Here is a 25,360-nt window from a genome sequence, read left to right as displayed (position 1 = left end):
GCGGTGCGGAATATAAAAGTTTCAGTCGAATGAAGAATTTGACAAAACTAGTTAAATTTCGCCAAAAATCGCTTATAAAATCACCAAAAAAGCCGGCTCCGCGCGAGGGCCAGCTTCGTACTCGTACATGAGATTGACCACGAAATTAGAACACTTTCTTCGTGCTCTGATCGGCTTTTATCATCTCGACCGCTTCCTTGAAACGCATGGCATGGACGATTTCACGCTCACGCAGAAATTTCAGACCATCCTGCAAATCCACGTCGTCGGTCATATCGATAATCCATTGGTACGTCGCACGCGCCTTCTCCTCGGCCGCAATATCCTCATACAAATCTGCGAGCGGATCGCCTTTCGTTCCAATATAGGCCGCCGTCCACGGTACCCCTGAAGCGTTGTTGTAAAATATGCCGTTATCGTGATTTACATAATTCGGAGCGAGCCCCGCTTCTTCAAGCTGCTTCGGTGTCGCATCTTTCGTAAGCTTATAGATCATGGTAGCGATCATTTCCAAATGGGCAAATTCCTCCGTACCGATATCCGTAAGCAAACCAATGACCTTGTTAGGAATCGAGTACCGCTGATTTAAATACCTGAGCGCCGCTGACAATTCGCCATCGGCTCCACCGTATTGTTCGATCAGATAACCGGCAACCCTGGGATCGCATTTGCTGACCCGCACAGGGTACTGGAGCTTCTTCTCATAAATCCACATGGAATCTCCTCCTCTCCTTTCTCCACCTGCAAGTCAGCTCTTATACTTGCCACGGCCAAGGGCACTCGACCCACTGCCATGGATATTTGGAGTAACTGCGTCCGAATTGCATAAGCGGTCCGTACTCCATTTCGAATTGCATGGCACACTGCTGCCGCTGCTGTGCCAACTGGTTGAATTGCTGCAGCGCCTGCAGATCATTAGGATGCGTATCGAGATACAGCGTTAGCTCTACCAAGGCAAAATCCAGCTGCTGCAGTTCAAGCAGCTTCTGATAATATTTTTCGTCCAGCTGCTTATTCATCTTGCTGCCCCCTCATCGAGCTTTTCGCCTCATAAGGACCATATAATGCGGGCCAAAGCGTCCCTAATTTGAGTGCATCTGCAAGTGAGAATTGCGGTAAATTCATCGGCTGATAGGGCATAAATTCATTCGGCGGTACGTAGTAGGATTTCACGTATTTAGGCGGGCAAGGATCGAACGGACCTATGAACGGATACCAATCTCGTGTCGGCTTCATCGCATTCACCTGTATTCTCCTCCTAATATTCGAATCGGACCGGAGTAGTAACAAAAATCCATTTCTAATCATATGACATTCGCCCAGTAAATGTTCCTGTAGATTACGTGAATATTCCATTTTGATTTCCCGGGGAATAGTGTACATGCATCAAAAAAGCTGACGCCTCAATCATCTATGATGATCGAAGCGCCAGCCTCAACTTCTTTATTCCGTTTCATCCAGCTGCTCTGTTTCTTCCGGCTGCTGCTTCACGCGGTAGATAGACACACGCAGCACTCGCAGCCGTTCGCTTTCCGCTACTTCAAAAGCATAGTCATCAACTACAATCTTCTTGCCTTTATCCGGATTGCCCTCGAGCTGTGTGAAAAGCCAGCCGCCGATTGTATCGACGTCCTCATCTTCAATATCCAAGTTAAACATATCGTTGATTTCTTCGATCAGCGTTCGACCGTCTACTGAGGTGACATCGCCTTTCACGACAATGTTTGGCTGCTGATTATCGAATTCATCATGAATTTCGCCGACAATTTCCTCCAGAATACTCTCAGTTGTCAGCATCCCGGCAGTCCCTCCATACTCATCCACAACGATAGCCAGCTGTGAGTGCTTGCGCTGCATCAGCTTTAAAACATGGCTGATTTCCATCGACTCCGGCACATTGAGAATCGGGCGGAGATATTTTTGGATGGATTGCTCCTCATCCGGATCGGATGTGAGTAAATCCGTAATATGCACAAATCCGATGAGCTGATCCTTATCCTCCACACAAACCGGATAGCGAGTATGTTTGGTCGCGTAAACGATCTTCATATTCTCCTCGTAAGAATGCTCCGCATAGAGACAGTCCATGTCTGTCCTTGGCAGCATAACCTCGCGAGCAAGCCTGTCACTGAATTCGAAAATATTGTCAAACAGACGAAGCTCATCCTTATCGATAATGCCGCTCTTGGCGCTCTGATTCATCAGAATGCGAATTTCTTCCTCCGTATGTGCCGAATCATGCTCGCTGGCCGGCTGAACGCCAAACAATCGCAGTAAGCGATTGGCTGATCCGTTGAGCAGCCAGATGACAGGCAGAAACATTTTGTAGAAGAAGAGCAGCGGCATCGACAGCCATAAAGAAGTCGCTTCTGATTTCTGAATCGCCAGCGATTTAGGCGCGAGCTCTCCAAGTACGATGTGTAGAAAGGTAATGACGAGAAATCCGATAATGATCGAAACCGTATGTACGAGCGTCTCATCCGTTAAACCGAACTTGAAAAACAACGGTTCGACGATGAGATCAGAAATGGCCGGCTCCCCTACCCAGCCTAGACCAAGAGAAGCTAACGTAATACCGAATTGCGTGGCTGACAAGTAAGCATCCAGCTTCTTGTTTACGGTCAGCGCGTACTTCGCCCTCTTATGTCCTTCATTGGACAGCTGCGTCAACCTCGATGAACGAACCTTCACTAAGGAGAACTCCGCCGCTACGAAAAAACCGTTCAACAAAACAAGTATAAGGACTACACATAAATTTAACAGAATTCGGCCTGCTTCAAATTCATGCAAAGGCTTCGTCCGCTCCTCTCATCGGCATATCGCCGCTCTATCTATATTATAGGATGGCTTGACGAGTTCCAAAGTCGACATCCCGGTAATACATGTCTTTCACGAGCAGGTTCGGTCCGCAGCAGGAAGCAGCCGGGCAATGACAATCAACGCTGCGAGCCAGCGGATGCGCAAGCCATCGGCCGAACAGATCGTCTAACCGATCTGAGCCGATGTTGCCGAACGCCGGAACATCGGAGAAATCGGTGACGAACACATCGCCTGTAAATAAATTCACATTCAAACGATTGCGTCCATCCGGATCGTTACGCACCGTCACAAGCGGTGCTGAAGCCAATCTCGCAAGCAGCTCGCGGTCTTCCTTTTGTTCATTACAGTGGTAGAACGGCAAAGTGCCGAAGAGCATCCATACAGAAGGGTCCCGGCTGTCCAGCAAGGAAGTAATGGCATCTCGCATCTGCTGCTTCGAAATAACCGGCAAATCCGCTGCAAATGCGCTAGGATACATCGGATGGACCTCATGGCGCTTACAGCCCATTTCCAGAATCAGCTTGTGAATCTCCGGCATTTTATTATAAGTCCGGAAATTAATCATCGATTCTGCCGAAACGAACAGTCCGCCGTCACTTAGTCGTCTTGCATTCTCAATCATGCGGTCATACATACGCGCTGCTGTTTCCTTCGAAACAGGATGCCCGCTTTTGGCAAAGCCTATTTGGTGAAAATCCTCGCTGCTCGTGTAATTGAATGAAATGTGCATCACATCCAGGTAAGGCGCGATCTCCTCGTACCTGCCATAGTCCAATGTGACATTGGAGTTAATTTGTGAGGATACGCCTCTACCGCGCGCGTACTTCAGCAGCGGAATCATATACTCTCGCACTGCTTTCGCTGAGAATGTAGGTTCTCCGCCGGTAATACTAATCGTCTTCAGATGTTCAACTTCATCTAATCTGCGCAATAACGTATCGAGCGGCAGCTTCGCAGGTTCTGCCATCACTAATGTGTCACCAACGGCACAATGCTCGCAGCGCATGTTGCATAAGTTGGATAGTGTCATCTCAACACTTGTCAGCACATGCTGACCATGCTCGCGCAAGGAAAGAATGGGATCCCACGGATCGTTCGCGGGCGTGAATAATAGCTTTGAATTCGGTTGTACAAAAGGTATAGCATTCTGCATTTGTTTCAGCACCTTACTTTGTCATGATATACGCACGCTCTTAAATAGCTTTCTTTTATTGTAATGTCCGAAGTCGCTCGTTGCAAACAGAATGGTGCAAAAATACGAAAAGGAGCCTGCTCGGCTCCCCGGACTACCATATTGGATTGGGCTGCTGGAGCCGTTCAATCCTACTCCTCAGTAAGCCTCAGCAAATGATTGATCCTCATTCACGCCTACAATCATTGTCGTCAATTGCTTGGATAGGTCAACCTCGTAAGGCACCTTCAGCTCTTCGCCCTGCTCGTTGTTCAGAATTCGAACGACAGGCCTGTGCGGGCAAGAAGCATTGATATCTACTACGACGCCGCTCTCGCCGGAATGAAACTTTACGGTAATGCCAAGCGGGTAAATGGCTACTTTATCTCGGAACAGCTGAAGCATTCTCTGCTCGTATAATGTACCGGTACCGGCATATAGCGACTCTACCGCTTCATGGGGCAGCAGCGGATTACGGTAAATACGAGTTGTCGTCATCGCATCATAAGAATCGACGAGTCCAATCCACTTCGCATACTCGTGAATTTCATTGCCTTTTATGCCTCGCGGATAACCGCTCCCATCCAGCCGCTCATGATGCTGGTAGGCGCAATGGGCAGCTAGCAATGGAATATTCGGCTCATCCTTCAACAGATAATAACCGCGTTCCGCGTGCCGCTTCATTTCTTCATACTCATCCCTCGATAGCGAGCCTTGCTTCTTGAGAATGTTCATATTGATCTGCGTCTTGCCAATGTCATGCAGCATGGCGCCGAGACCAAGCGTCATCAGCTCGTCCCTGGAGTAGCCGTTCGCAATGCCGAGCAAAGTCGTATAGACCGATACATTCAGCGAATGCTGGAACAAATAATCATCCACGATGCCCATGTTCATGAGCATAATCATAGCATCCTTCTGATCCGTCAAATCGTCGATTACCATCGTCATTATTTGTTTGAACGATTTCGCTATATATGGATAAGTTACGCCGCTCTTCCGATTAGGACGATCCATTAAATCCCGGAAATTCGTCCTAATCTCGCTAAGCGCCCTATGTCTTGTCTCTTCGCTTATGATATCGGGAATGACCAAATCGGCCGTTCGCGGATCTTGAATATAGACAAAATGAACCCCGCACTCGTAAAGGCGGGTAATCAATCTTGTCGATAATTCGACATTCTCGCCAAGTAGGACCAGTCCATCCTCGGAATAAATCTTTTTAGCTAGTCTCATGCCCGGCCGGCACATCTGTGTGGGCAATAATCGCATCGTATCGACCCCTGCCTTGCATCTATTTTCCTAAATTTGTAGGCTAGGTAAGAAGAAATGCTATGCCGTACGGTGTCGGCGTGGTAAGTTTCTTCCCTGAAAATGCTAGTGAAGTATCGCTCAAATACCAATACTTTCTAGTATTTTATAAAAACCTCGTAATGTTACTGTAAGGGATTTGAGAAAAAAGAGCAATAACCGATTCGCCAAATATCGACATATTCGTGTTATTTTTCTTAGCTCATCACAAACAGCCAGAACAAAGCCGCCAATACAAAACGGTAAATAGCGAAATGCGTCAGTCTTACCTTCTGGATAAAGCGCAGGAACAAGACAATGACAAGCCAAGCAACAACAAAGGAGACGAGGAACCCTACAATAAAGAACATCAAATTGTCGCCTTCAATATACTTGTAGTTGTCGAGCATTTCATAGCCGGTAGCCGCCACCATGATAGGAATTGCCATCAGGAACGAGAAGTCTGCTGCAGCTTTATAGCTTGTCCCTGTTAGCATGCCGCCGGCAATTGTAGAGCCCGAACGAGAGAAACCCGGCCAAAGCGACAAACATTGCAGCAAGCCGATACCGAAAGCCTGCTTGTATGAAATATCGTCCATCGTTTCGGATACCACTTTGATTCGACGAGTCTTCTGCAGCCGCTCAGCAGCGATCATATAGATCCCGCCGACCACGAGGGAAAATAAGACCGGTGTCTGATTGAAGCCCTCACCTTTGATAATATCCTTCAGCAGAAAAGCAAGCAGCATCGCAGGCACGATACCGAGCGCAACATGGATCAAGTTCAATTTGCGCGCTTTACGTCTTCCCGAAGAAAGCGTGCCAAGCGATTGCGCTTTGCGCGACAGACCAAACAGATCCAGAATACGATCCCAATAAACAATGGCCATCGCTAATATTGCACCCAGCTGAATGACAATTTCAAACGTAACAATCGCCTGATCATCCGATGCAATCCCAAGCAATTTATTGGTCAAAATCATATGCCCCGACGATGATACGGGCAGAAATTCGGTTAATCCTTCTACAATACCTAAAATAATCGCGTGAATAATGTCTCCCATATGATCCTCCTAAGGCGTTTATGCAGTAACGCTTCTTCGTATTCGTTAACTTGGCATTTCATTGTCGCTGCATTAGCCTACAATCCAACGCTGCCGATAACTCTCGGCAATTGCAGCTTTATCAAGCAGTTCATGCTCCAGCACATCGCGTATAAATTCAGGCAAATAATACGTAACGTCGGTGCCGTATTTGATTTTCTCATAACCGACTCCAAAGGTAAACATATCGATTGTCCCAACAATATAGACTCCATCGTCCCGTAATGGTTGGCCATTAACTACAATGGACGAGATTCTGTTGTAGTTCGTTCGCTCCGGCGCATAGTGGATTTCGAGTCCGTCGACGGCTAGCGTACCGAGGACCAGGCCGCGGAAACCGAAACCGCGGATCGGTTTATCCACGAATTCGCGTTGAAGCGCTTCTTCAAGCGACAAGCGAATTTCAGTTCCGGTTAGTTTCATCCGGCATGGATTTATCGGTGATGGGCAGAGGGCATGCAAGTCGCCTGCCGTCACTTCTCCTGCGGCGAGGCCGCTGAGCAGCTGCCCCGTATTGACGATGCCAATCTCGGCATCGGCTTTGCGGCGCAGTCCGGCGGCGAGCAAATTGCTGAGCGATGTTTCATGCTCGCTGCTTGCAGTCATGGGTTGTTCCAGCACAGTTATGACTCGGCTGAGACGTTGCCGGCTGTCAACTTGAAAGCCGCTGATTAGCGCTGCCGCCTCAGGCTGCTCGCTGCGCGACTCCATCGGTACAATCTTCGCATGGATAATCGGACGATTCGTTGCAGCCTCCATCCTAATCTCCACATGCCCCAAATATTCGCCGAATTTACCTGCCGCGCAAAGTGAAGTCTTGCCAATCACTTCCGGCACTTCAAATAAATGATGCGTGTGGCCGCCCAAGATAAGGTCGATGCCTGCAATTTCAGCAGCCATTTGACGATCCAATGTAATGCCGACATGCGACATGACCACTAATACATCCACCTGAGGCCGCAGCACTGTAACTTGCTCCGTCACTGCCTGTAATGGGTTAGTGGCATTCCACCCCAGAAGCTTATAAAACTCAGAGAAAGCAGCCGTCACCCCAATTAGACCGATGCGCAGCTTTCCCTTACGAATAATCGTGTTCGGAAGCAGCCAGGAAGGACGTTTACCATCCTCAAGCTGATAGAAGTTGGCGCAAATCGTCTTGAAGGATGCTCGCGTTGCGTAAGCTTCAGCCAACTGCTCCGGTGTAAAAGTCAGCCCTTCGTTGTTGCCAATCGTAACAACCTCATAGCCTGCAGCATTCAGTAAATCAATGTTAGCCAGGCCGTCGCTTGCTTCCGTTTCCACACGCATACGATCCATATGATCGCCGATGTCCAAGGCCAATACATGCTCAGCCCCGTAGACTTGCCGTGTCTCCTCGATGTATGCAGCCATCTTGGCTGCTTGCTCCAAACGACTGTGAATGTCATTACTATGTAGTAAAACGACATCTGGCGCATCCGTTGCCATATCTTTCATGCTTGCCTCCCGGTTGCAAGGACTACCGCTTTAAACGCATCTCTTCCGCTGAGAAGGTTTGCTTGAAGCCGTAGGATACTTCCCCGCGTTTCTCTTCGTCATGGATGAACTTGCATACGACGACGCTTTTTACATTTAAGCATTCGCTTGAACCATGGGGCACATACAGTCGAATCGGTCCGCCTTTAGGCAGCGGCGCTCCATCGATGGCATATTGCACAGCAGCTTCCTTTAGCTGCTCCCAAGGAATAAGAGCCTCGAAGGTATCGACGGCTTCTACTTTCATATGAGTAGGCAGCGGGGCATCAGCAGCAATCCCTTGCCTGCTGCGCCAGGCTTCGAACCATGCTCCGAAATCGAATGCTTCTCCCGCTCCGCCGGCGATCCGATTGGATAATGGGAAGCTCGCGCCTGCCAGTTTGGCCATTTCATCTGCTGTCATGCTAACTGGCTCTTGTCCTGTATAAGCGATTAAAATCGAAGTGTTTCCCGATTGAACGGTCATGCCAATCCCTCTCTTTTCCCCGAAAAAAATATTATCCGCCGATCTGAGACATTCGTCTTCCGGTAGGCTCATGGCTTTGCGCTTCATTCGAAAGCTTCGCGGCCATTTCATGATTAAGCGGTTTAATCGCCATCGCTTTGCTAAACAGCTCCACCATCTTCTCCGCGTCGCCAAGGGCAGGCTTCACGTTTAATTCATCTACCCAATATAAGCAAGGATGAATATGGCCGTCGGCAGTCAACCGAAGTCGATTGCAGCGCGAGCAAAACTGATCACTAACAGGATGGATCAGCCCGAAGGAGCCTTTGCCGCCTTCAATCCGGTAATCATCGGATGGCCCATTCCCCTGCACATCGTGAATCTGAGAAATATTCAAGCCATTCTCGTGTGCGATCTCCAGAACGCGCGTAAGGGGCAAATAATGATTTCTCCAATTGTCATCGGCATGTCCGATAGGCATATATTCAATAAATCGCACATGAAGCGGTTGATCGTGGGCCATTCTTAGAAATGCAGCGATCTCATCTTCGTTGACGCCTTTAAGCAGCACGCAATTAAGCTTGATCGGAGCAAAACCGACTTGAGCCGCGACCTCTATGCCCTTCAACACTCTCTTCAAATCGCCGCGCCTTGCAATGAATTGAAAACGAGCGGGATCGAGCGTGTCCAAACTGATATTTACACGATTCACGCCGGCCTCGCGAAGTGCCTCTGCTTGATCGGCGAGCAGAACGCCATTCGTTGTCATCGAGATATCTTTAATACCCGGAATGGCTGCAAGCTGACGCACTAAATCTGCAAGACCCGGGCGGACGAGGGGCTCTCCACCGGTAATTCGCAGCTTGGAAATGCCCAAGCTTGCGCCAGCGCGCACGACCTCTGTGATTTGATCATAACTAAGCAAGTTCTCCGCAGGCTCGAACTGTACACCTTCCTCAGGCATGCAGTACAAGCAGCGTAAATTGCAACGATCCGTAACGGATATGCGCAAATAATCATGAACGCGTCCAAATCGATCTGTTAATGCGGTCATTCACCGCGCACCTCCTCGGTTCTCCAGACTCTGCCTCTAGCATAACATTTTTGGACTCATTATGGTATGCTATGGAGACCATTAACATTACGATAGCGAGAGGTTAAACACATGTCTGTAAAATGGAATATCCACCTATTTGCCGGTCTGTCCGAGCGTTTTGGAGCGAATGTCATTACGCTTGAGCTGAATCAAGCCGAGCTCTCCGTGCACCAATTGAAGCAGGAGCTCATCACGCGCTACCCTGCTGATGCTTCGTTGATTACGATTTCTTTCATGGCCTGCAATCAGACCTATGCCGCAGACGAGCAGCTTCTGCAGGCCAACGATGAGCTCGCGTTGCTCCCTCCTGTATCAGGCGGAGAAGCGGAACAAGCTGCAATCGGCACTGATGCAGCGCAAGTTAGCCGCTTTGTCGTGACCGACCAACCGCTGTCCGTAGAAGCAATGACAGCTATGGTTATCGTTCCGAACAACGGTGCTGCCCTTACATTCACCGGCACAACTCGGGAATGGACGCATGGCGCACGAACCGTACGCCTGGAATATGAAGCGTACGTCCCCATGGCTGTTAAGACCTTGGAGCAAATCGGCGATGAAATTGAAGCTCGCTGGCCCGGGGCCATTGTCGCAATCGCGCACCGGATCGGTGTTGTTGAAATCGCTGAAATTAGTGTCGTCATTGCCGTCTCTGCCCCACATCGCGGTGACTGTTACGAGGCAAGCCGATACGCCATCGAGCGACTGAAACAGATCGTTCCAATATGGAAACGTGAGATTTGGGAAGACGGTTCAGAATGGAAAGGTCATCAGCTAGGTCCCTGGAACCCTGTCGCGCCACTATAAGAGGTTTTTTCTAGCTTTAAAGTAAGAATTTAGGTAATCAAAATAGGGTATATAGTACTGTTTTTTTTGTGCTCTCATTGCCAATTCTGCATTTTATTGCTACCATGGTCTTATCATTGCTTAGCCTAATTGATAAGTCATTCGAGGTGAATGTATGCGGATCCATGTGACGGAGCTTAGAGACGGAGATAAATTAAGTAACGATACATTCAACGGCTACGGATTACATGTACTCTCTAAAGGTACTGAATTATATGCCAGAGAAATTTCGAAGCTGTTTCAGCATCAAATTGAATATGTCGATATTATCTCAAGGAAACAAGAGGAATCGGCTAGAACGATAGAATCAGGAATCAACCCCAAGTGGATACCTACTGTACAGCCCATCTACCAGGATGCTGTAAACGGTTACGAACAGTTGTTTCTTGAGGCGATGCAGAACGGTAAAATTATCGAGGATGACGTTATACATACCTTTCAGCCGTTAGTGGACAACTTCAGAATGGAACGCGACGTCGTATCCATGCTGCTTCTGCTTAATACTAAGGATGATTACACTTATCAGCATTCCGTTCAAGTTGGAATGCTTTCTTACTACTTATCCTCTTGGCTCGGTTATTCCGAGAAAGAAGCGGTTAAGGTCGGACAAGCCGGATTCCTCCATGATATCGGCAAATGCCAGATCACAGACGGAATCCTGAATAAACCGGGTAAACTCTCTGATGACGAGTTTGAATCGATAAAGAAACATACGATCTACGGGCATCAAATCATTCGAGATTCGTTCGGCGAGTCGCTTGCCGCAACGGTAGCTTTGCAGCATCACGAGCGAATTGACGGCACAGGTTATCCGAATCGCCTGAAGGGCGATGATCTCCATCCCGTCTCCAAAATCGTTGCTGTTGCCGATGTATACAGCGCGATGATCTCCTCACGCGTGTACCAGAAGAAGCGCGATCTGCTCTTCGTGCTGAAGGAACTCTACCGGATGAGCTTCACCGAGCTGGATGCCTATACGGCACATACCTTTATCAAACATATGATTCCGAATTTCATCGGTAAACAGGTAGAGCTCGTATCCGGCGAGAAAGGAACCATCATTATGACTCATCCTTCCGAATTTTTCCGTCCATTGGTTCGCATTGAAGATCGCTTCATCGATCTTACCGTCACCCGCAATCTTGAAGTTAAACAAGTCTACATGTAATTTCTATAGAATCAAACAAAAAAAACTCCGAACCTCTTCAAGAGGATTCGGAGTTTTTATTTGCTATTAACCCGTATTAACCGATCGAGCCTTCCATCTCAAACTTGATGAGACGGTTCATTTCTACCGCATATTCCATCGGCAGCTCTTTCGTGAACGGTTCGATGAAGCCCATTACGATCATTTGCGTAGCTTCTGCTTCAGTAAGTCCGCGGCTCATCAGGTAGAACAGCTGATCCTCGGAAACTTTAGATACCGTAGCTTCATGCTCAAGCGTAATGTTGTCGTTCATGATTTCGTTGTACGGAATAGTATCCGACGTCGATTCATTATCCAAGATCAACGTATCGCATTTGATATTAGCCTTGGAGCCTTCGGAGTTACGGCCAAAGGAAGCCAATCCGCGGTACGTTACTTTACCGCCGTGTTTACTGATCGACTTGGAAACGATCGTCGAAGTCGTATCCGGCGCCAGGTGAGTCATTTTCGCACCTGCATCCTGATGCTGGCCTTTACCTGCAACTGCGATTGAAAGTACCATGCCTTTAGCGCCACGGCCTTTCAGAACGACTGCAGGGTATTTCATGGTCAGCTTGGAGCCGATATTTCCGTCAACCCATTCCATTGTCGCGTTTTCTTCGGCAACGGCACGTTTAGTAACAAGGTTGTAGATATTCGGAGCCCAGTTCTGAATCGTCGTATAACGGCAGCGAGCGTTCTTCAGAACAAGAATTTCCACTACTGCGCTGTGAAGCGAGTTCGTGCTGTAGATCGGTGCTGTACACCCTTCAACGTAATGTACGAAGCTGTCTTCGTCCGCTACGATCAGTGTACGCTCGAATTGCCCCATGTTCTCGGAGTTGATACGGAAGTACGCTTGAAGCGGAATTTCGCATTTCACGCCTTTTGGAACATAGATGAAGCTGCCGCCCGACCATACCGCACTGTTCAGTGCTGCAAATTTGTTATCTGCCGGAGGAATGATCGTGCCGAAATATTGTCTGAAGATCTCTGGATATTCGCGAAGAGCTGTATCCGTATCCGTGAAGATAACACCTTGCTTCTCCAGATCTTCTTGCATGCTGTGGTAAACAACCTCGGATTCGTACTGAGCGGATACCCCAGCAAGGAACTTCTGCTCTGCTTCAGGAATACCGAGCTTATCGAAGGTTTCTTTAATTTCCGTAGGAACCTCTTCCCACGTTTTGCCTTGCTTCTCGGAAGGACGAACATAGTACTGGATATCGTCGAAATCCAGATCATCCATGTTGCCGCCCCACTTAGGCATTGGCATTTTGTAAAACTGCTCCAGCGCCTTCAAACGGAACTCAAGCATCCATTCCGGCTCGTTCTTGATTTCTGAAATCGTACGGACGATTTCAGGGGTTAGTCCTTTACCGGATTGGAAAATCGCTTTATGTTCATCGCGAAAGCCATATTTATAATCTTCTAAATCAGGCATTTCTTTAGCCATCGTAATAGCCTCCTACCATACGCGGTAACCGCGCTTTATTGTTTCTGATGTTCAATTCCTTTACGCAGGGCATTCCATGAGAGCGTTGCGCATTTAATACGAGCAGGGAATTTGCTGACGCCCGACAGAGCTTCGATATCTTCCAGCTCTTCAAACTCAGCCTCCCCGCCTTTGATAAAGGTCGAGAATCGCTCCGCAAGTGCAAGTGCTTCTTCCGTCGTTCTGCCTGTCACAGCTTCGGTCATCATCGATGCCGAGGACATGCTGATCGAGCAGCCTTCTCCGGTAAACTTCGCTTGCTTCACAATGCCGTCTTCCACTTGAAGCTGTAATGTGATGCGGTCGCCGCACGTTGGATTGTTCAGGTTAATCGTAAGCGAATCTTCGTCCAAGGTGCCGCGGTTACGCGGGTTTTTGTAATGATCCATAATGACACGGCGGTATAAATCATCCAATTCCATAACCGAAGAACTCCTTTGTCTGCTGGAGGCCGTCAACAAGCCTGTCAACGTCCTCTTCGGTATTGTATAGATAAAAGCTTGCTCTGGCTGTAGAAGAAACATTCAAATAACGCATCAACGGCTGGCAGCAATGGTGGCCTGCGCGAACCGCAATCCCCTTCGTATCAAGCACAGTCGCTACGTCATGGGGATGGACATCATTCAAATTAAATGTGACTAGACCCGCACGATTATCGACAGGTCCGAATATCGATATGCCATCGATGGTACTGAGACGCTCGTACGCGTAAGCAGCAAGCTTATGCTCGTGCTTCTCGATTTCATCCAAACCGATTTCAGTTAGGAAATCAATCGCTGCGCCAAGTCCGACTGCACCGGCAATAATCGGTGTGCCGCCTTCAAACTTCCAAGGCAGCTCCTTCCAAGTGGAATCATGCAGATCCACATGATCGATCATTTCACCGCCGAATTCGATCGGCTCCATCTCTTCAAGCAGCGCCTTCTTGCCATAGAGTGCACCAATACCTGTCGGCGCACACATCTTATGACCGGAGAACGCGTAGAAGTCACAATCCAGATCCCGTACATCAACCTTCATATGAGGCGTGCTTTGCGCGCCGTCGACAACCATCTTAGCGCCATGACGATGAGCAATAGCGGTGATTTCTTTGATTGGATTAATAACGCCGAGTACGTTCGACACATACATGATCGAGACGATTTTCGTCCGATCCGTAATGGTCGCTTCCGCATTTGCGAGCGTGATGGATCCGTCTTTCTCAAGCGGAATATATTTGAGCGTCGCGCCGGTTGCTTTCGCCACCTGCTGCCAAGGAATCAGATTGGAGTGATGCTCCATTTGCGTGATGACAATTTCATCGCCTTCGCCGCAAACGGCTCTGGCATAGCTCGAAGCTACTAAATTAAGGGCCGTAGTCGTACCGCGGGTGAAAATAATTTCCTGTGTACTTGCCGCATTCAGAAACGCCGCAACCTTCTCGCGTGCGCCTTCGTATGCGTCTGTAGCGCGGGAGCCGAGTGTATGAACGCCGCGGTGCACATTGGCGTTGTCCATCTCATAATACCGGCTTACAGCATCAATAACAGAACGCGGCTTCTGTGAAGTCGCCGCACTGTCCAAGTAAACGAGCGGATGGCCGTTTATTTGTTGATGAAGGATCGGAAATTGCTCTCTGATCGCTTTTACATTCATCCTTCCAGCTTCCTTTCCAGCAGACGCTGGAGCTGTTCTCTGACCGCATCAATCGGAATCTCCGAAACGACAGGGGCCAAGAAACCATGAATGATCAAACGCTCCGCATCTTTCTTCGAAATACCGCGGGACATCAAGTAGTACACCTGCTCCGGATTCACTTGCCCGACGCTCGCCGCATGACCGGCTTTAACATCGTCTTCGTCAATCAGCAGAATCGGGTTTGCATCGCCGCGCGCTTTCGGGCTTAGCATCAGTACTTTCTCTTGCTGCACGCCGTTAGACTTTGTTGCACCCTTCTCGATCTTCGTAATGCCGTTGATGATGGCTGTCGCTGAATCCTTCATCACGGCACGAGTAACCATGTTGCTCTCCGTATTGCGTCCGAAATGAACCGCTCCGGTAGTTAGGCTCATCTGCTGCGAGTTTGTACCAATGCTGATCACTTTAGCGTCGGAGTTCGAACCATTGCCTTTAAGCAGCGATTGCGTGTCCGAAAGCGTGTGGCCGTCATGCAGATCACCGATGACCCATTCGATATTGCCGTCATTCTCAACAACGGCACGGCGAATCGTCAAATCGATTACATTCGCAGACATATGATGAACCGTTGCGTAACGCACATGCGCGCCGGGCTTCACGATAACTTCAATAATGGATTGTTTGGCAACAGATTCCGCGCTTTCACCGTATGCGCTAACTACGTTATCTACATAAGTTACACGGCTATGGCTGTCAGCTACTACAAGAACACGCGGAGCAAAAGTTGCACCTGCATCATCACTGAAGAATAGAGCTTGCAAAGGAAGCTCGACTTCAACGTTCTTCGGAACGTACAGGAAAACGCCGCCGTTCCAAATCGTGGATTGAAGTGCCGTCAGCTTGTTCTCATCCTGCGGGACAACGCTATACAAATACTGTTGAACCAAGCTGCTGTGCTCACGTGCTGCTGTTTCCAGATCTGTGAAAATAACGCCTTTAGCAGCAAGCTCTGCCGACAGCTGTTGAAGCACGCTTGTGCTGTTGCGCTGAACAACCAGACCGGCTTGTGCACCTGCGACCAATTCTCCAATGGAGCCCGGAAGCTCGCTTACAGAGGTGATGGCAGCTTGCAATTTATGGTTACCGATCGCCGCTAGATTCCAACGGCTGATACGGACTTTTTCCGGAGTGGGCCATTCCAGCGTTTCCGCCAGTTCAGCACCTTTAATTCTTGATTCCTCAAGCCATGCCGGCTCGCCTTTGCTTTTCGATAAAGCAGAAACTGTCTGGCGGTTAACCGGAGTTGATAATTGTGTACTCATTTCACTTGCTCCTCCTCCGATTAAACCTGTCCGACGGTTTCGTCTACGATGCCAAGTTCTTCTTTAACCCAGTCATAGCCTTCGTTTTCCAGACGCTCAGCAAGCTCAGGGCCACCGGATTTAACGATACGGCCTTGCATCATAACGTGAACGAAGTCAGGCGTAATGTAGTTGAGAAGACGTTGGTAGTGAGTGATGATCAAGAAACCGCGCTCTTCGGAACGCATGGTGTTCACGCCGTTAGCTACGATTTTGAGCGCATCGATATCCAAACCGGAGTCGATTTCGTCAAGAACGACGATTTTCGGATCCAGCATCATCATTTGCAAAATTTCGTTCCGTTTCTTCTCCCCGCCGGAGAAGCCTTCGTTCAGGTAACGGTGCATGAATTCCGGATTCATTTCAAGCTCTTTCATCTTGCCTTCCATTTGGCGGATGAATTTGATCAGAGAGATTTCTTTCCCCTCTTCACGGCGTGCGTTAATCGCGCTGCGAAGGAAGTCGGAGTTTGTTACGCCACTGATTTCGCTTGGATATTGCATAGCAAGGAACAGACCTGCGCGTGCGCGCTCATCTACGCCCATTTCCAGAAGGTTCTCGCCGTTCAATTCAACTGCGCCTTCTGTTACTTCATATTTAGGATGACCCATGAGAGCCGAAGCCAGCGTACTTTTACCTGTACCGTTCGGACCCATGATGGCATGAACTTCTCCACCTTTTATTTCAAGGTTGATGCCCTTCAATATTTCTTTGCCTTCGATGGCTGCTTTAAGCCCATCGATTTTGAATTGTGTTGCCATGGTAAACTGCTCCCTCCAGATGGTTCGGACGTTTCTGCACAAAACGAGATTGCCTGCTCTAAGACGGCGAAACTGTTTTGTACTTATTGAAACAATTCCTCTTTTAGAATTATTCTAAATTGATTCTCAGTGATTCTCAATTATATTTTAGTATAGTTTTCAACTTAAATCAATGTTACTGCGCCTATAACCTAGCCTAGCTTGTACCCGATAGGCCAAGTGCCTCACGAATTTGACTTATTCTCTGATTAAATTCGGCATCCGTCAATACCGGCTGTGCCTCGATGGCAGACAGATCGTCCGGAAGATTCACCCAAGATTTACAACCCGTGTATTGATCCTGCATAGGAAGTGTAAGCGGATTCGCAAGCTTACTTACACGCAGCAATAATAGATGAAGCGGCTTGTTTCGTTTCCACTTCAACCTATCTTCGGCAAATGTTTCGGTCCAAATATGGAAATGCTCTAATTTGTTCAGCGTTTCCTGATCGAAGATCTCAATATCCTCGACGGCTTCAGCCACTGCGTTGATCTCGATCGTGGCCGCGCCGGGTTTCCATTCCTCCATAATTTGGCGAACGTCGTTCCGGAATGGCTCCTTCAAGAGCTCAGGTCTTTGATGCTCAAATGCGGGCATGAAGTAAAAACGAGGCGCTTTCAGCTGAAAATCTCTCGTTTCCTCCGCAATTCCGCCCTTGCGCAGCACCATAATTTGCTTGCCTTCGGTCAATGCTTTTACCGCAACCGCCCATTCTTTGAGCGCGATCGGCTGCAATTGATCGGTCTTCATTAACATTTTCATCACCCTCGTTCCTTAACAATTACATGTATTATAGCAAAGCAAGGTATTCCAACGCGAAAAAAATTTCGCTATACTATATTTATTTGGGCATAGGAAACATCAACTACATTCCGGAGGTGGGCTATTGATGTCTACATATCATCCATTGAGTGAAGCAGAAGCTATTGAAATAGCGCGAACAGTTAAAGGTGTTTTTGAACCGGGTGCGGAGCTGATCAGCCGTGAAATCGGCGATGGCAATTTGAACTTAGTTTTTCATATCTCGAATCCGGCTACAGGCCGCAGCATTATCATGAAACAGGCGCTGCCGTACGCTAAGGTTGTCGGTGAATCTTGGCCGCTTACCCTTGACCGTGCACGCATCGAGAGCGAAGCGCTCATTCTGGAAGGCCAGCTTGCTCCCGGGCTGGTACCGAATGTCTATCTGTATGACAAAGACCTCGCTCTTACGATCATGGAGGATCTGAGCGATCACGTCATTATGCGCCAAGGGCTCATGAACAGCGGTCGTTATCCGTTGTTCGCCGAGCATATCTCCACGTTCCTTGCACAAACGTTATTCTTCACTTCAGATCTCGGGCATAATCAGCAAGAGAAGAAGCTGCGCACCAGCAGCTTTATTAATCCGGAGCTGTGCAAAATAACGGAGGATCTTATCTTCGATCATCCTTATACGGATGCCGATACGAATAACTTCGATCCGGCAATTCGTGACGAAGCCCAAGCACTGTGGAACGACGGCAAGCTTCACCTTGAAGTTGCCCTGCTTCGCGAGAAATTCCTTACGCATTCGCAAGCGCTGCTGCACGGAGACTTGCACACGGGCAGTATCTTCATCACCCCGGAATCTACGAAAGTCATCGACCCGGAATTCGCTTATTATGGACCAATGGGATTTGATATCGGCGCTGTCGTCGCGAACCTGCTCCTAAACTTTGCTTCCCGTGAAGGATGGGATCGGACAACAGCAGAACGCGAGGAGTACCAAGCTTACTTGCTGCAAACCGTAACGGACGTTTTGACGAAATTCGAAGCGAAATTCCTAGCCCTCTGGAACGAACGAGGTGTTGACCGCTTGGCTGCCTCTGCTCCAGGCTACAAGGAAAACTATATGCAGCGTTTGCTTCAAGATACAATCGGATTCGCAGGCTGCAAAATGGTTCGCCGCATTGTGGGTCTTGCCCATGTCGCCGATATCGATAAGATCCAAGATGCCGCTGTTCGGGAAAGAGCACAGCGCCTAGCGCTTCGCATCGGCAAAACGCTTATCACTTCAAACCGCAGCTTTACTTCGATTAACCAGCTTATAGATGCCGTTCAAACAGCGAACGCAGCTGTTAAGGCATAACGAAAGGAAACGATTATTCATATGGAATCTACAACCAATCAAGCTTTGCAATCCGTCATCTGGGTCGGAACTCAGCTTGACCTGCTCGATCAACGGCTATTGCCTGAAGAAATTGTCTATTTGCCGCTAGTTACAACAGAAGACGTGTGGGAAGCCATTCGTCATCTTAAAGTTCGTGGCGCTCCTGCAATCGGCATCGCAGCCGCATATGGTGTTGTACTTGGCAGCCGCGATGTAACAGATGGAATCGCGGAATGGCTGCAAGTCGTGAAATCCTCTGCTGCTCATCTTGCGACATCGCGTCCGACAGCAGTAAACTTGTTCTGGGCGCTCGATCGTATGACAGCACGCGCAGAAGCGCTTGCTGCAAGCGGCGCGGACCTGTCCTCCTGCAAGGAGTCGCTGCTTCAAGAAGCGATCACGATTCAAAGCGAGGACGAAGAAACGAATCGCCTTATCGGTGAACACGCACTAACGTTGTTCCAAGATGGTATGGGCGTCCTTACGCACTGTAATGCCGGCGGTCTCGCTACAGCCAAATACGGTACTGCACTGGCTCCTTTCTACCTAGCCCTTGAGCAAGGCATCAAGCTCCGGGTATTTGCAGATGAAACCCGCCCTGTTCTGCAAGGCGCGCGTCTTACTGCATTCGAGCTTCAGCAAGCAGGCGTAGACGTTACCCTTATCTGCGATAACATGGCTGGTATGGTGATGAGCAAAGGCTGGATCGATGCCGTCATCGTCGGTACGGACCGTGTTGCGGCGAACGGCGACGTCGCGAACAAAATCGGCACATACAGCGTTGCTGTTCTTGCTAAAGCACATGGCATTCCGTTCTATGTGGCTTGCCCATTGTCCACAATCGATTTGAATACGCCATCCGGCGCTGAAATTCCAATCGAGGAGCGCCATGAGAATGAGATTACCGAAGGCTTCGGCAAGCGCACAGCCCCGGTCGGCGTGAAAGTCTACAATCCGGCATTCGACATTACGCCAAACGACTATGTAACGGCGATTATTACGGAGAAAGGCATCATTAAGCCTCCGTATAACGTCAACCTGAAGAAGCTGTTTCAAGCCGAATAATCGTTATTAACGACGAAAAAGGTTGCCTAAAGGTCAGCGTAAGCACGCTGCCTGAGGCAACCTTTCTTTTGTCATTATTAATCTATACCATCAAGAGAAGCGCATCCGCGCCTTTCATGCCAACCGTTATCCCGAGCGCCTCCGCACCTTCCGTTATAGACTCCAGCGGCGCAGCCATCAGTTCTTCCAATGTCTTTACACCTACCGCACGGCCTGCAATGATGCCTCTATCTTTTAACCGTTCGTTCAGAAGTCCGACATCAAGCGCTCCACACATGATATAGCCTTTATCCGTCGTCACAGCAAGCAGTGTTGTTTTAGGCAGAAGCACCTCAACTCCAAGCGCTGTCGCGCCCCCTTCGAGCGTAATGGGAACCATTCGCATCATCCGAACCACCTCCTTCCACCCTAGCAGATCGCAGACAACCTCATGCAGAATTACTTCTTCACTATATGCTTTCGGGTGGCGCGAAGTGTTAACGGAATGCCTATTGGACATTCTCCTTTTTCCGGTAAAATTGCTCTGGCAAACACTACATTTATCAATCCTTTAATGATATAGTTATAGTACTTTATGACGACATGGAGTGGCATAATGAACCTAACAGATAAACTTACAGCGAAACAGTCCTCCCACCTGTTTAATGTCGACATTCTCGTAGAAGGTGAAACCAACGCAATTGCAATGGAGCGGCTGCTTCATGCGCTCAATCAATCGGGTTTTGCCGACTTCCGAATTAAATCCGGCATTGAATTGGGACGTCTCATTGAAGCATTGGAAGCCGGTCCCGCCGGCAAGCAGAAGGACAAAGAAACGAAGCCGCCAAGAAATGTTTCCAAAACAGATCCAGCCGCGCCCGCCTCGCAGCCTGATGCACCAAAGCAAGCCGCTGTCGCTGTTTCGGCTGAACTCGATTTAACTTTCGTAACGGACCGCATTAAAGCGTGCATAGCTGAGAATCGCTTGATTCGTTTAATGGTGAACAAGGGCTTTGGCGTGAAGCTGAACATCCCTTGCCGAATTATTAATCTGGATGAATCCTCCCAAATGTTAACGGTCTATCATGTCGATGAGAAGCAGGTTTATTCCTTTAAACTTTACGAAATTGACGAGTTTATATAAGAAAAAGGAGCCCTTCGCGGAGAGCTCCTTTTTGCTTTATATGGCTTGTTTCAAAATATCGATGATCGCAGCGCCGCGTACCGGCGGACTCCATAAGAAACCCTGCATTTCATCGCAGCTATGCTCCTGCAGAAACCGCTTCTGCTCCTCCGTCTCTACCCCTTCGGCAATCACTTGTAAATTCAAGTTATGAGCCATCGCGATAATAGCCGCCACGATCGCGGCATCGCTCGGATCTTGCTGGATATCCCTAACGAACGAACGGTCAATCTTCAGCCTGCCGATCGGCAAGTTCTTGAGGTAGTGGAAGGAGCTATATCCCGTCCCGAAATCATCGATGCTAATCGTTACGCCGAGTTTCGTGAGCTCTAGCAGGCAGCGTGAGGCATGCGTGACATCCATCGTCATCGTTTCCGTAATTTCCAGATCGAGATAACTGGCATCAAGCCCTGTCTCGCGCAAAATATCCGCAACTTTCTGATGCAGATTCTGCTGCATAAATTGGCGGATGGATAAATTGACGGAGACGGGAATTTGGCGAAGCCCGGCATCCTGCCATGCTTTATTTTGCCGGCATGCCTCTCGCAGCACCCAATCTCCGATCTGTACGATCAAGCCATTTTCTTCGGCAAGCGGGATGAATTGTCCCGGCGGTACAAGCCCGCGTTCCGGATGCTCCCAACGCACGAGTGCTTCTACGCCGACCATTTCGCCGGTACCGAGGTGGTACTGGGGCTGATAATGGAGAACAAACTGCTCCTTCTGGAGCGCAATCTTCAAATCATGCTCAAGCGCCAGACGCTCTCGCGAGCTGTCATCCCATTCCTCGGAATAAAACAGATAGTCGTTCTTACCGCTATCTTTCACTTTGGCCAGTGCCAGATCGGCCTTCTTCACAAGGAGACTGGCATCATCGTCTAGCGCATGATTAACGGCAATACCGATGCTCGCTGTGATATGTAGCGGAAAGCCTTGCAGCTCGAACGGCTCATCCAGCAGCAGCTTGAGCTCTTTCGCTTTCCGATCCAGCACCTGCTCGTCTCCGGCATGGGCATATAGAATCGCGAATTCATCGCCTTCCATGCGAGCCGCCGCATCCATCTCTGTCAATCCTCGGGTCAGCCGCTCGGCTACCTGAAGCAGCAGCATATCGCCAAACTCGCGGCCGAAAGAGGCATTGATCAGCTTGAAGCGGTCAACATCCAGCTGGAAAATCGCTAGCTGTCCACCTTCACTGCGGATCCTAGCATCCGTCAGCCGGTCATCCAAAAGCCGCATAAAGGAATGCCGGTTCGGCAAACCGGTCATGTCGTCATAATTCGCCATATAGCGGATACGTTCCTGGACTCGGTTGCGGTCACTAACATCCTGGCTAATAATTAACACACCGATGCAGCTGCCACTGCGCATAACGGGTGCTGTAATAATATTTAGTTTGAGTGTGTAGCCGTTAGCATGCTTAATATCGATAGTCAAATCCTTAAGATGGCCTTCGAGTATCTGCTCAAAAGCAGCTGAGGTGGCTTCTTGGTTAGATGAGTCAATCAGCGGAAAAAATGATCGGCCAAGCAACTCTTCCGCTTCATAGCCAAGCAGTCTGCTTGATGCAGCGTTCATCTCCACAAAGTGCCCCTGCCGGTCAATGACAGCAAGAGCAATCGGACTATACGCAAGCAAAGATTCAACAATTGGCGTATGGATCGATTGAACGTGATCGTCGCGTTTACGCGCGAAGTTCATTTGCATAAAACGGATTGCGATAAAGAACACGCCCGCCACTGCTACAATTTTCAGCCAAATCGCCCAGTCATCACGCCACACGCCGCCTATGAGTATGCCAACGAACGTACATAGGCATGCCATCCATAACGGGCTGCGAACGCTTCCAAGTCGCCTTGATGGCTTGGGCCGAATCGGAGATGTCTCCGCCTTTACGAGCACACTTCATCTTCCTTCCATTCGACGGCATGATTCGTCACATTCGTTTATTATAAACGATTTTGGTCAAACCTGGATACAGCTTTTTCCTATATTTACTGGCTTTGTGCGCGAGAAGAGAAAGCCCGAAGCGTGCGTTGTCGAATTTTGGCGAAGATGGATGATGAGTGGCTCTGGGAGCAATACGTTCGACGAGGCGAGATAAGGTTGTGCGAAGAGTTGCTCTCAGAGCAATACATTCGGCGAAAAGAGATAGAATTCGAGTCAGTGTGGCTCTGGGAGCAACACTTTCGGCGAGGCTCGGCGAGATTGAGTTAAGAGTAGCTCTCAGAGCAATACATTAGGAAAATTTCTGTGGAATTGCATGAAGTGTGGTTCTGGGAGCTATACTGTGCCAATGCACGGCGGGAATGAGCCAATGAAGCTCACACAGAGGTCTACATAAGAGCTTAACTAGCAGATTTTGTGCAATGAAAAGAGGCAACCTCAGCGCCCGGATGCCTTTACAGCAGCCAGACGCGAAAGTTGCCTCACGATTCCATAACCTATTAAACCAAATCTAGCTGCTCTTAGCTTTCCAGATGGAATAGGCAGCCACAGCCCAAGCCACGATAAAGGCAAGTCCGCCGAAAGGCGTGATGATGCCCAGCGGCTTTATGTTCGACAGACTGAGCGCATATAAGCTTCCGGAAAACAGGAAAATACCGATATGCATCAATCGGGCCGCCCAGCGGATTCCCTTGCCCTGTCCGATTCTTTCCGCGGCCAGCGCAATCAGGAATAGCCCGATGGCGTGGTACATATGATAGCGGACGCCGGTTTCAAATACATTCAGCATTTCATCGGTAAGCCGGTCTTTCAAGGCGTGAGCTCCGAATGCGCCGAACGCAACGGCGAGCAACGCATGGATCGCTCCGTAAGCGCCATATTTGTTAAACATCCCATTCTCCATCCTTTCCAATGGCTGTAAAATACGTTAAACTGTACGATAGCAAATGATTGATAAAGGAGATCTAGTCAATGAATGAAAACGGCAGCGAGACTCAGTTCCCGCAAGACGGTTTTACTCCAATACCGGCAGCTTATGAGGAACAGCCGCCCAAAACGCAATCCAAGCTTGGCATAGCTTCATTTATCATTGGACTCATCAGCATTATCGGCTTTATCGTCGCCATTATTCTTGCAACATCATTTATTATGAACCACAACTTTGCAGACAGCAACACTCTTCAGCAGGAAATTGAGGCGAATATGGCAGATATCGAAACTTACGCGCCAATTATAGGGGCCGGCTTGCTGATTATCTGCTCGATGGGAGCCAGCATTGTAGGGCTGATCCTAGGCATCGTCGGCGTCTGCGCCAAGAATAAACGTAAAGCCTTCTCTATTATTGGAATCGTTACAAACGGACTGCTCCCTATCGGATTTATCGGTTTATTCCTGATCGGTCTTGCAATGGGCGGCTAACGGTTTGAACACAGGTACTTGAAAAGCAAAGAGGAAGAGCGCGATCGACGCGGCTCTTCCTCTTTTTTCATTTAACCCTCGAATGGCGGAACCTCATACCCGCTTCCAAACGGCGCATCAGGACGATGGAATTCTCCCATCAACGCGCGACGGAGCGGTGTCGTTTGCTCAAGAAACGCCTTCGAATTTTGCAGCCTGTCGGATGCTCTCACCCATGGCGGACTATAGATGTAGTGCATCGTATAGCGATCATAGTCACCGTCGTGCGCATAGGTGCGATGCCAAACCGCGTTGTGGAATACCAGAACGGAGCCTGCCGGAGCACAAATGACGTGGCCGATCGAAACATCGCCCTTCTCCTTGCGCAGCGCATCCGGCATCGGAACCAGGCTGCGGTGACTGCCCGGGATCAGTTCCATATTCCCCATTCGAGGCTGCGTTTGATCAGTGAGAAGGAACGAAGCCCGCAGCTGCACCAACGGAATTTGCGGGAAGCTCAGCTTCTTGAAATCATAAGCGCCCGAGCCGTCCTGATGCCATCCGCCCATCCCGCCAAAGGCCGGCTGTTTCGTATTCCAGCCGGACTGCATGATGAATCGATCTCCGTATAGGCCTCTGATCTTCGGAAGCACTGCAGGGTGATCCATCAATTGCTCGAGCGCCGGCTCTGTCTCATAACCTCGCCCTACTTGACCGAAACCTTCCGTCCCTGCTGCTCTATGAACACGCTCCGAAGCTTCCAGGCATGCTTTCACCTCTTCTGCGTTCATCACATCCGGAATGATAAAATATCCCCATGATTCAAAAATAAAACGATCGATTTCTGTTAATTCGCCTGGTGACACTACCGGATTTAACATTGAGCTATCGCTCCTTCTGTAAGTTTAGAAATGGAA

Annotated in this window: 26 protein-coding genes; 6 read left to right on the top strand and 20 right to left on the bottom strand. The window is 49.0% G+C overall.

Going from position 1 to position 25,360, the window contains the following annotated elements; genetic code table 11:
• Nucleotides 1-145 precede the first annotated feature (145 nt).
• The 10 genes from AC50Y3_RS09515 to moaA form a co-directional block, all read right to left on the bottom strand.
• Complete coding sequence (locus tag AC50Y3_RS09515) at nucleotides 146-715, bottom strand: manganese catalase family protein (protein WP_494818513.1); 570 nt, start codon at nucleotides 713-715, stop codon at nucleotides 146-148.
• A gap of 40 nt (nucleotides 716-755) precedes the next feature.
• Nucleotides 756-1,019, bottom strand: a complete 264-nt coding sequence (locus tag AC50Y3_RS09510) for a spore coat protein CotJB (protein ID WP_494818512.1) — start codon at nucleotides 1,017-1,019, stop codon at nucleotides 756-758.
• Nucleotides 1,012-1,236, bottom strand: a complete 225-nt coding sequence (locus tag AC50Y3_RS09505) for a spore coat associated protein CotJA (RefSeq protein WP_494818620.1) — start codon at nucleotides 1,234-1,236, stop codon at nucleotides 1,012-1,014. Before AC50Y3_RS09505 ends, AC50Y3_RS09510 begins: the two co-directional genes overlap by 8 nt.
• Before the next feature lie 207 nt (nucleotides 1,237-1,443).
• Nucleotides 1,444-2,790: a hemolysin family protein gene (locus AC50Y3_RS09500; protein ID WP_494818511.1), complete on the bottom strand. Its 1,347-nt coding sequence runs from the start codon at nucleotides 2,788-2,790 to the stop codon at nucleotides 1,444-1,446.
• A gap of 46 nt (nucleotides 2,791-2,836) precedes the next feature.
• Nucleotides 2,837-3,973 carry a radical SAM/CxCxxxxC motif protein YfkAB gene (gene yfkAB / locus AC50Y3_RS09495; protein WP_494818510.1) on the bottom strand — a complete coding sequence of 379 codons (1,137 nt, stop codon included), beginning with the start codon at nucleotides 3,971-3,973 and terminating at the stop codon, nucleotides 2,837-2,839.
• 177 nt (nucleotides 3,974-4,150) lie between these two features.
• Nucleotides 4,151-5,260 (bottom strand): HD-GYP domain-containing protein, encoded by a 1,110-nt coding sequence (locus AC50Y3_RS09490; protein ID WP_494818509.1) that lies wholly within the window; start codon nucleotides 5,258-5,260, stop codon nucleotides 4,151-4,153.
• Between the two features lie 236 nt (nucleotides 5,261-5,496).
• Complete coding sequence (locus tag AC50Y3_RS09485) at nucleotides 5,497-6,342, bottom strand: undecaprenyl-diphosphate phosphatase (RefSeq protein WP_494818508.1); 846 nt, start codon at nucleotides 6,340-6,342, stop codon at nucleotides 5,497-5,499.
• A gap of 72 nt (nucleotides 6,343-6,414) precedes the next feature.
• Entirely contained in the window at nucleotides 6,415-7,857 is a 1,443-nt protein-coding gene (locus AC50Y3_RS09480) for a bifunctional metallophosphatase/5'-nucleotidase (RefSeq protein WP_494818507.1), read from the bottom strand.
• Nucleotides 7,858-7,879: 22 nt separating this feature from the next.
• Nucleotides 7,880-8,362 carry a hypothetical protein gene (locus tag AC50Y3_RS09475; protein ID WP_494818506.1) on the bottom strand — a complete coding sequence of 161 codons (483 nt, stop codon included), beginning with the start codon at nucleotides 8,360-8,362 and terminating at the stop codon, nucleotides 7,880-7,882.
• 31 nt (nucleotides 8,363-8,393) lie between these two features.
• Nucleotides 8,394-9,395: a GTP 3',8-cyclase MoaA gene (moaA, locus tag AC50Y3_RS09470; protein WP_494818505.1), complete on the bottom strand. Its 1,002-nt coding sequence runs from the start codon at nucleotides 9,393-9,395 to the stop codon at nucleotides 8,394-8,396.
• A 111-nt stretch (nucleotides 9,396-9,506) separates the two neighbouring features.
• Between moaA and AC50Y3_RS09465 the strand changes: the two genes are divergently transcribed.
• Nucleotides 9,507-10,241 carry a molybdenum cofactor biosynthesis protein gene (locus AC50Y3_RS09465; protein WP_494818504.1) on the top strand — a complete coding sequence of 245 codons (735 nt, stop codon included), beginning with the start codon at nucleotides 9,507-9,509 and terminating at the stop codon, nucleotides 10,239-10,241.
• Between the two features lie 154 nt (nucleotides 10,242-10,395).
• Complete coding sequence (locus AC50Y3_RS09460; RefSeq protein WP_494818503.1) at nucleotides 10,396-11,448, top strand: HD-GYP domain-containing protein; 1,053 nt, start codon at nucleotides 10,396-10,398, stop codon at nucleotides 11,446-11,448.
• A 76-nt stretch (nucleotides 11,449-11,524) separates the two neighbouring features.
• On the opposite strand, the gene sufB is transcribed toward AC50Y3_RS09460, so the two are convergent.
• From sufB to AC50Y3_RS09430, 6 genes are all read right to left on the bottom strand, one after another.
• Complete coding sequence (gene sufB, locus AC50Y3_RS09455) at nucleotides 11,525-12,922, bottom strand: Fe-S cluster assembly protein SufB (RefSeq protein WP_494818502.1); 1,398 nt, start codon at nucleotides 12,920-12,922, stop codon at nucleotides 11,525-11,527.
• Nucleotides 12,923-12,957: 35 nt separating this feature from the next.
• Nucleotides 12,958-13,383, bottom strand: coding sequence for a Fe-S cluster assembly sulfur transfer protein SufU (gene sufU / locus AC50Y3_RS09450; protein WP_475781975.1), 426 nt, complete (start codon nucleotides 13,381-13,383; stop codon nucleotides 12,958-12,960).
• Nucleotides 13,370-14,596, bottom strand: a complete 1,227-nt coding sequence (locus AC50Y3_RS09445) for a cysteine desulfurase (RefSeq protein ID WP_494818501.1) — start codon at nucleotides 14,594-14,596, stop codon at nucleotides 13,370-13,372. The genes sufU and AC50Y3_RS09445 overlap by 14 nt, the downstream gene beginning before the upstream one ends.
• Nucleotides 14,593-15,900: a Fe-S cluster assembly protein SufD gene (gene sufD, locus AC50Y3_RS09440; protein ID WP_494818500.1), complete on the bottom strand. Its 1,308-nt coding sequence runs from the start codon at nucleotides 15,898-15,900 to the stop codon at nucleotides 14,593-14,595. The genes AC50Y3_RS09445 and sufD overlap by 4 nt, the downstream gene beginning before the upstream one ends.
• Before the next feature lie 20 nt (nucleotides 15,901-15,920).
• The gene (sufC, locus tag AC50Y3_RS09435; protein ID WP_494818499.1) at nucleotides 15,921-16,700 is read right to left on the bottom strand and encodes a Fe-S cluster assembly ATPase SufC; all 780 of its coding nucleotides are present in this window, start codon (nucleotides 16,698-16,700) and stop codon (nucleotides 15,921-15,923) included.
• Between the two features lie 196 nt (nucleotides 16,701-16,896).
• Nucleotides 16,897-17,496, bottom strand: coding sequence for a DUF1802 family protein (locus AC50Y3_RS09430; protein WP_494818498.1), 600 nt, complete (start codon nucleotides 17,494-17,496; stop codon nucleotides 16,897-16,899).
• A 133-nt stretch (nucleotides 17,497-17,629) separates the two neighbouring features.
• Here AC50Y3_RS09430 and mtnK point away from each other — a divergent pair, with 133 nt between their 5' ends.
• Both mtnK and mtnA read left to right on the top strand, forming a co-directional pair.
• Nucleotides 17,630-18,850, top strand: coding sequence for an S-methyl-5-thioribose kinase (gene mtnK, locus AC50Y3_RS09425; RefSeq protein WP_494818497.1), 1,221 nt, complete (start codon nucleotides 17,630-17,632; stop codon nucleotides 18,848-18,850).
• Between the two features lie 21 nt (nucleotides 18,851-18,871).
• Complete coding sequence (gene mtnA, locus AC50Y3_RS09420) at nucleotides 18,872-19,936, top strand: S-methyl-5-thioribose-1-phosphate isomerase (protein WP_494818496.1); 1,065 nt, start codon at nucleotides 18,872-18,874, stop codon at nucleotides 19,934-19,936.
• A gap of 82 nt (nucleotides 19,937-20,018) precedes the next feature.
• Here the strand turns inward: mtnA and AC50Y3_RS09415 are convergent, their stop codons facing one another.
• Complete coding sequence (locus AC50Y3_RS09415) at nucleotides 20,019-20,324, bottom strand: YunC family protein (protein WP_475781982.1); 306 nt, start codon at nucleotides 20,322-20,324, stop codon at nucleotides 20,019-20,021.
• A 207-nt stretch (nucleotides 20,325-20,531) separates the two neighbouring features.
• Between AC50Y3_RS09415 and AC50Y3_RS09410 the strand changes: the two genes are divergently transcribed.
• On the top strand, nucleotides 20,532-21,059 hold the full coding sequence (locus AC50Y3_RS09410; protein WP_494818495.1) for a hypothetical protein: 528 nt from the start codon (nucleotides 20,532-20,534) through the stop codon (nucleotides 21,057-21,059).
• Between the two features lie 36 nt (nucleotides 21,060-21,095).
• Here the strand turns inward: AC50Y3_RS09410 and AC50Y3_RS09405 are convergent, their stop codons facing one another.
• Both AC50Y3_RS09405 and AC50Y3_RS09400 read right to left on the bottom strand, forming a co-directional pair.
• Complete coding sequence (locus tag AC50Y3_RS09405) at nucleotides 21,096-23,000, bottom strand: putative bifunctional diguanylate cyclase/phosphodiesterase (RefSeq protein WP_494818494.1); 1,905 nt, start codon at nucleotides 22,998-23,000, stop codon at nucleotides 21,096-21,098.
• Between the two features lie 556 nt (nucleotides 23,001-23,556).
• Entirely contained in the window at nucleotides 23,557-23,937 is a 381-nt protein-coding gene (locus AC50Y3_RS09400; RefSeq protein WP_494818493.1) for a DUF423 domain-containing protein, read from the bottom strand.
• An 80-nt stretch (nucleotides 23,938-24,017) separates the two neighbouring features.
• Here AC50Y3_RS09400 and AC50Y3_RS09395 point away from each other — a divergent pair, with 80 nt between their 5' ends.
• Nucleotides 24,018-24,464 (top strand): hypothetical protein, encoded by a 447-nt coding sequence (locus AC50Y3_RS09395; RefSeq protein WP_494818492.1) that lies wholly within the window; start codon nucleotides 24,018-24,020, stop codon nucleotides 24,462-24,464.
• A 71-nt stretch (nucleotides 24,465-24,535) separates the two neighbouring features.
• On the opposite strand, the gene AC50Y3_RS09390 is transcribed toward AC50Y3_RS09395, so the two are convergent.
• Nucleotides 24,536-25,324 carry a phytanoyl-CoA dioxygenase family protein gene (locus AC50Y3_RS09390; RefSeq protein WP_494818491.1) on the bottom strand — a complete coding sequence of 263 codons (789 nt, stop codon included), beginning with the start codon at nucleotides 25,322-25,324 and terminating at the stop codon, nucleotides 24,536-24,538.
• Between the last annotated feature and the right edge of the window lie 36 nt (nucleotides 25,325-25,360).

This window comes from Paenibacillus sp. J22R98 (assembly GCF_059383835.1).
Note: the sequence above shows the minus strand (reverse complement) of the source record. Positions and strands in the feature narration are given on the sequence as shown.

What these genes read in the sequence shown, in the direction of transcription:
- AC50Y3_RS09465 (WP_494818504.1), top strand. Translation starts at nt 9,507, where the DNA reads ATGTCTGTAAAATGGAATATCCACCTATTTGCCGGTCTGTCCGAGCGT.
- sufC (WP_494818499.1), bottom strand. Translation starts at nt 16,700, where the DNA reads ATGGCAACACAATTCAAAATCGATGGGCTTAAAGCAGCCATCGAAGGC.
- AC50Y3_RS09485 (WP_494818508.1), bottom strand. Translation starts at nt 6,342, where the DNA reads ATGGGAGACATTATTCACGCGATTATTTTAGGTATTGTAGAAGGATTA.
- AC50Y3_RS09410 (WP_494818495.1), top strand. Translation starts at nt 20,532, where the DNA reads ATGAACCTAACAGATAAACTTACAGCGAAACAGTCCTCCCACCTGTTT.
- AC50Y3_RS09475 (WP_494818506.1), bottom strand. Translation starts at nt 8,362, where the DNA reads ATGACCGTTCAATCGGGAAACACTTCGATTTTAATCGCTTATACAGGA.
- AC50Y3_RS09510 (WP_494818512.1), bottom strand. Translation starts at nt 1,019, where the DNA reads ATGAATAAGCAGCTGGACGAAAAATATTATCAGAAGCTGCTTGAACTG.
- AC50Y3_RS09395 (WP_494818492.1), top strand. Translation starts at nt 24,018, where the DNA reads ATGAATGAAAACGGCAGCGAGACTCAGTTCCCGCAAGACGGTTTTACT.
- AC50Y3_RS09515 (WP_494818513.1), bottom strand. Translation starts at nt 715, where the DNA reads ATGTGGATTTATGAGAAGAAGCTCCAGTACCCTGTGCGGGTCAGCAAA.
- AC50Y3_RS09505 (WP_494818620.1), bottom strand. Translation starts at nt 1,236, where the DNA reads ATGAAGCCGACACGAGATTGGTATCCGTTCATAGGTCCGTTCGATCCT.
- AC50Y3_RS09415 (WP_475781982.1), bottom strand. Translation starts at nt 20,324, where the DNA reads ATGATGCGAATGGTTCCCATTACGCTCGAAGGGGGCGCGACAGCGCTT.
- mtnA (WP_494818496.1), top strand. Translation starts at nt 18,872, where the DNA reads ATGGAATCTACAACCAATCAAGCTTTGCAATCCGTCATCTGGGTCGGA.
- AC50Y3_RS09430 (WP_494818498.1), bottom strand. Translation starts at nt 17,496, where the DNA reads ATGTTAATGAAGACCGATCAATTGCAGCCGATCGCGCTCAAAGAATGG.
- AC50Y3_RS09390 (WP_494818491.1), bottom strand. Translation starts at nt 25,324, where the DNA reads ATGTTAAATCCGGTAGTGTCACCAGGCGAATTAACAGAAATCGATCGT.
- AC50Y3_RS09445 (WP_494818501.1), bottom strand. Translation starts at nt 14,596, where the DNA reads ATGAATGTAAAAGCGATCAGAGAGCAATTTCCGATCCTTCATCAACAA.
- AC50Y3_RS09460 (WP_494818503.1), top strand. Translation starts at nt 10,396, where the DNA reads ATGCGGATCCATGTGACGGAGCTTAGAGACGGAGATAAATTAAGTAAC.
- sufU (WP_475781975.1), bottom strand. Translation starts at nt 13,383, where the DNA reads ATGGAATTGGATGATTTATACCGCCGTGTCATTATGGATCATTACAAA.
- AC50Y3_RS09480 (WP_494818507.1), bottom strand. Translation starts at nt 7,857, where the DNA reads ATGAAAGATATGGCAACGGATGCGCCAGATGTCGTTTTACTACATAGT.
- yfkAB (WP_494818510.1), bottom strand. Translation starts at nt 3,973, where the DNA reads ATGCAGAATGCTATACCTTTTGTACAACCGAATTCAAAGCTATTATTC.
- AC50Y3_RS09400 (WP_494818493.1), bottom strand. Translation starts at nt 23,937, where the DNA reads ATGTTTAACAAATATGGCGCTTACGGAGCGATCCATGCGTTGCTCGCC.
- sufB (WP_494818502.1), bottom strand. Translation starts at nt 12,922, where the DNA reads ATGGCTAAAGAAATGCCTGATTTAGAAGATTATAAATATGGCTTTCGC.
- AC50Y3_RS09490 (WP_494818509.1), bottom strand. Translation starts at nt 5,260, where the DNA reads ATGCGATTATTGCCCACACAGATGTGCCGGCCGGGCATGAGACTAGCT.
- moaA (WP_494818505.1), bottom strand. Translation starts at nt 9,395, where the DNA reads ATGACCGCATTAACAGATCGATTTGGACGCGTTCATGATTATTTGCGC.
- sufD (WP_494818500.1), bottom strand. Translation starts at nt 15,900, where the DNA reads ATGAGTACACAATTATCAACTCCGGTTAACCGCCAGACAGTTTCTGCT.
- mtnK (WP_494818497.1), top strand. Translation starts at nt 17,630, where the DNA reads ATGTCTACATATCATCCATTGAGTGAAGCAGAAGCTATTGAAATAGCG.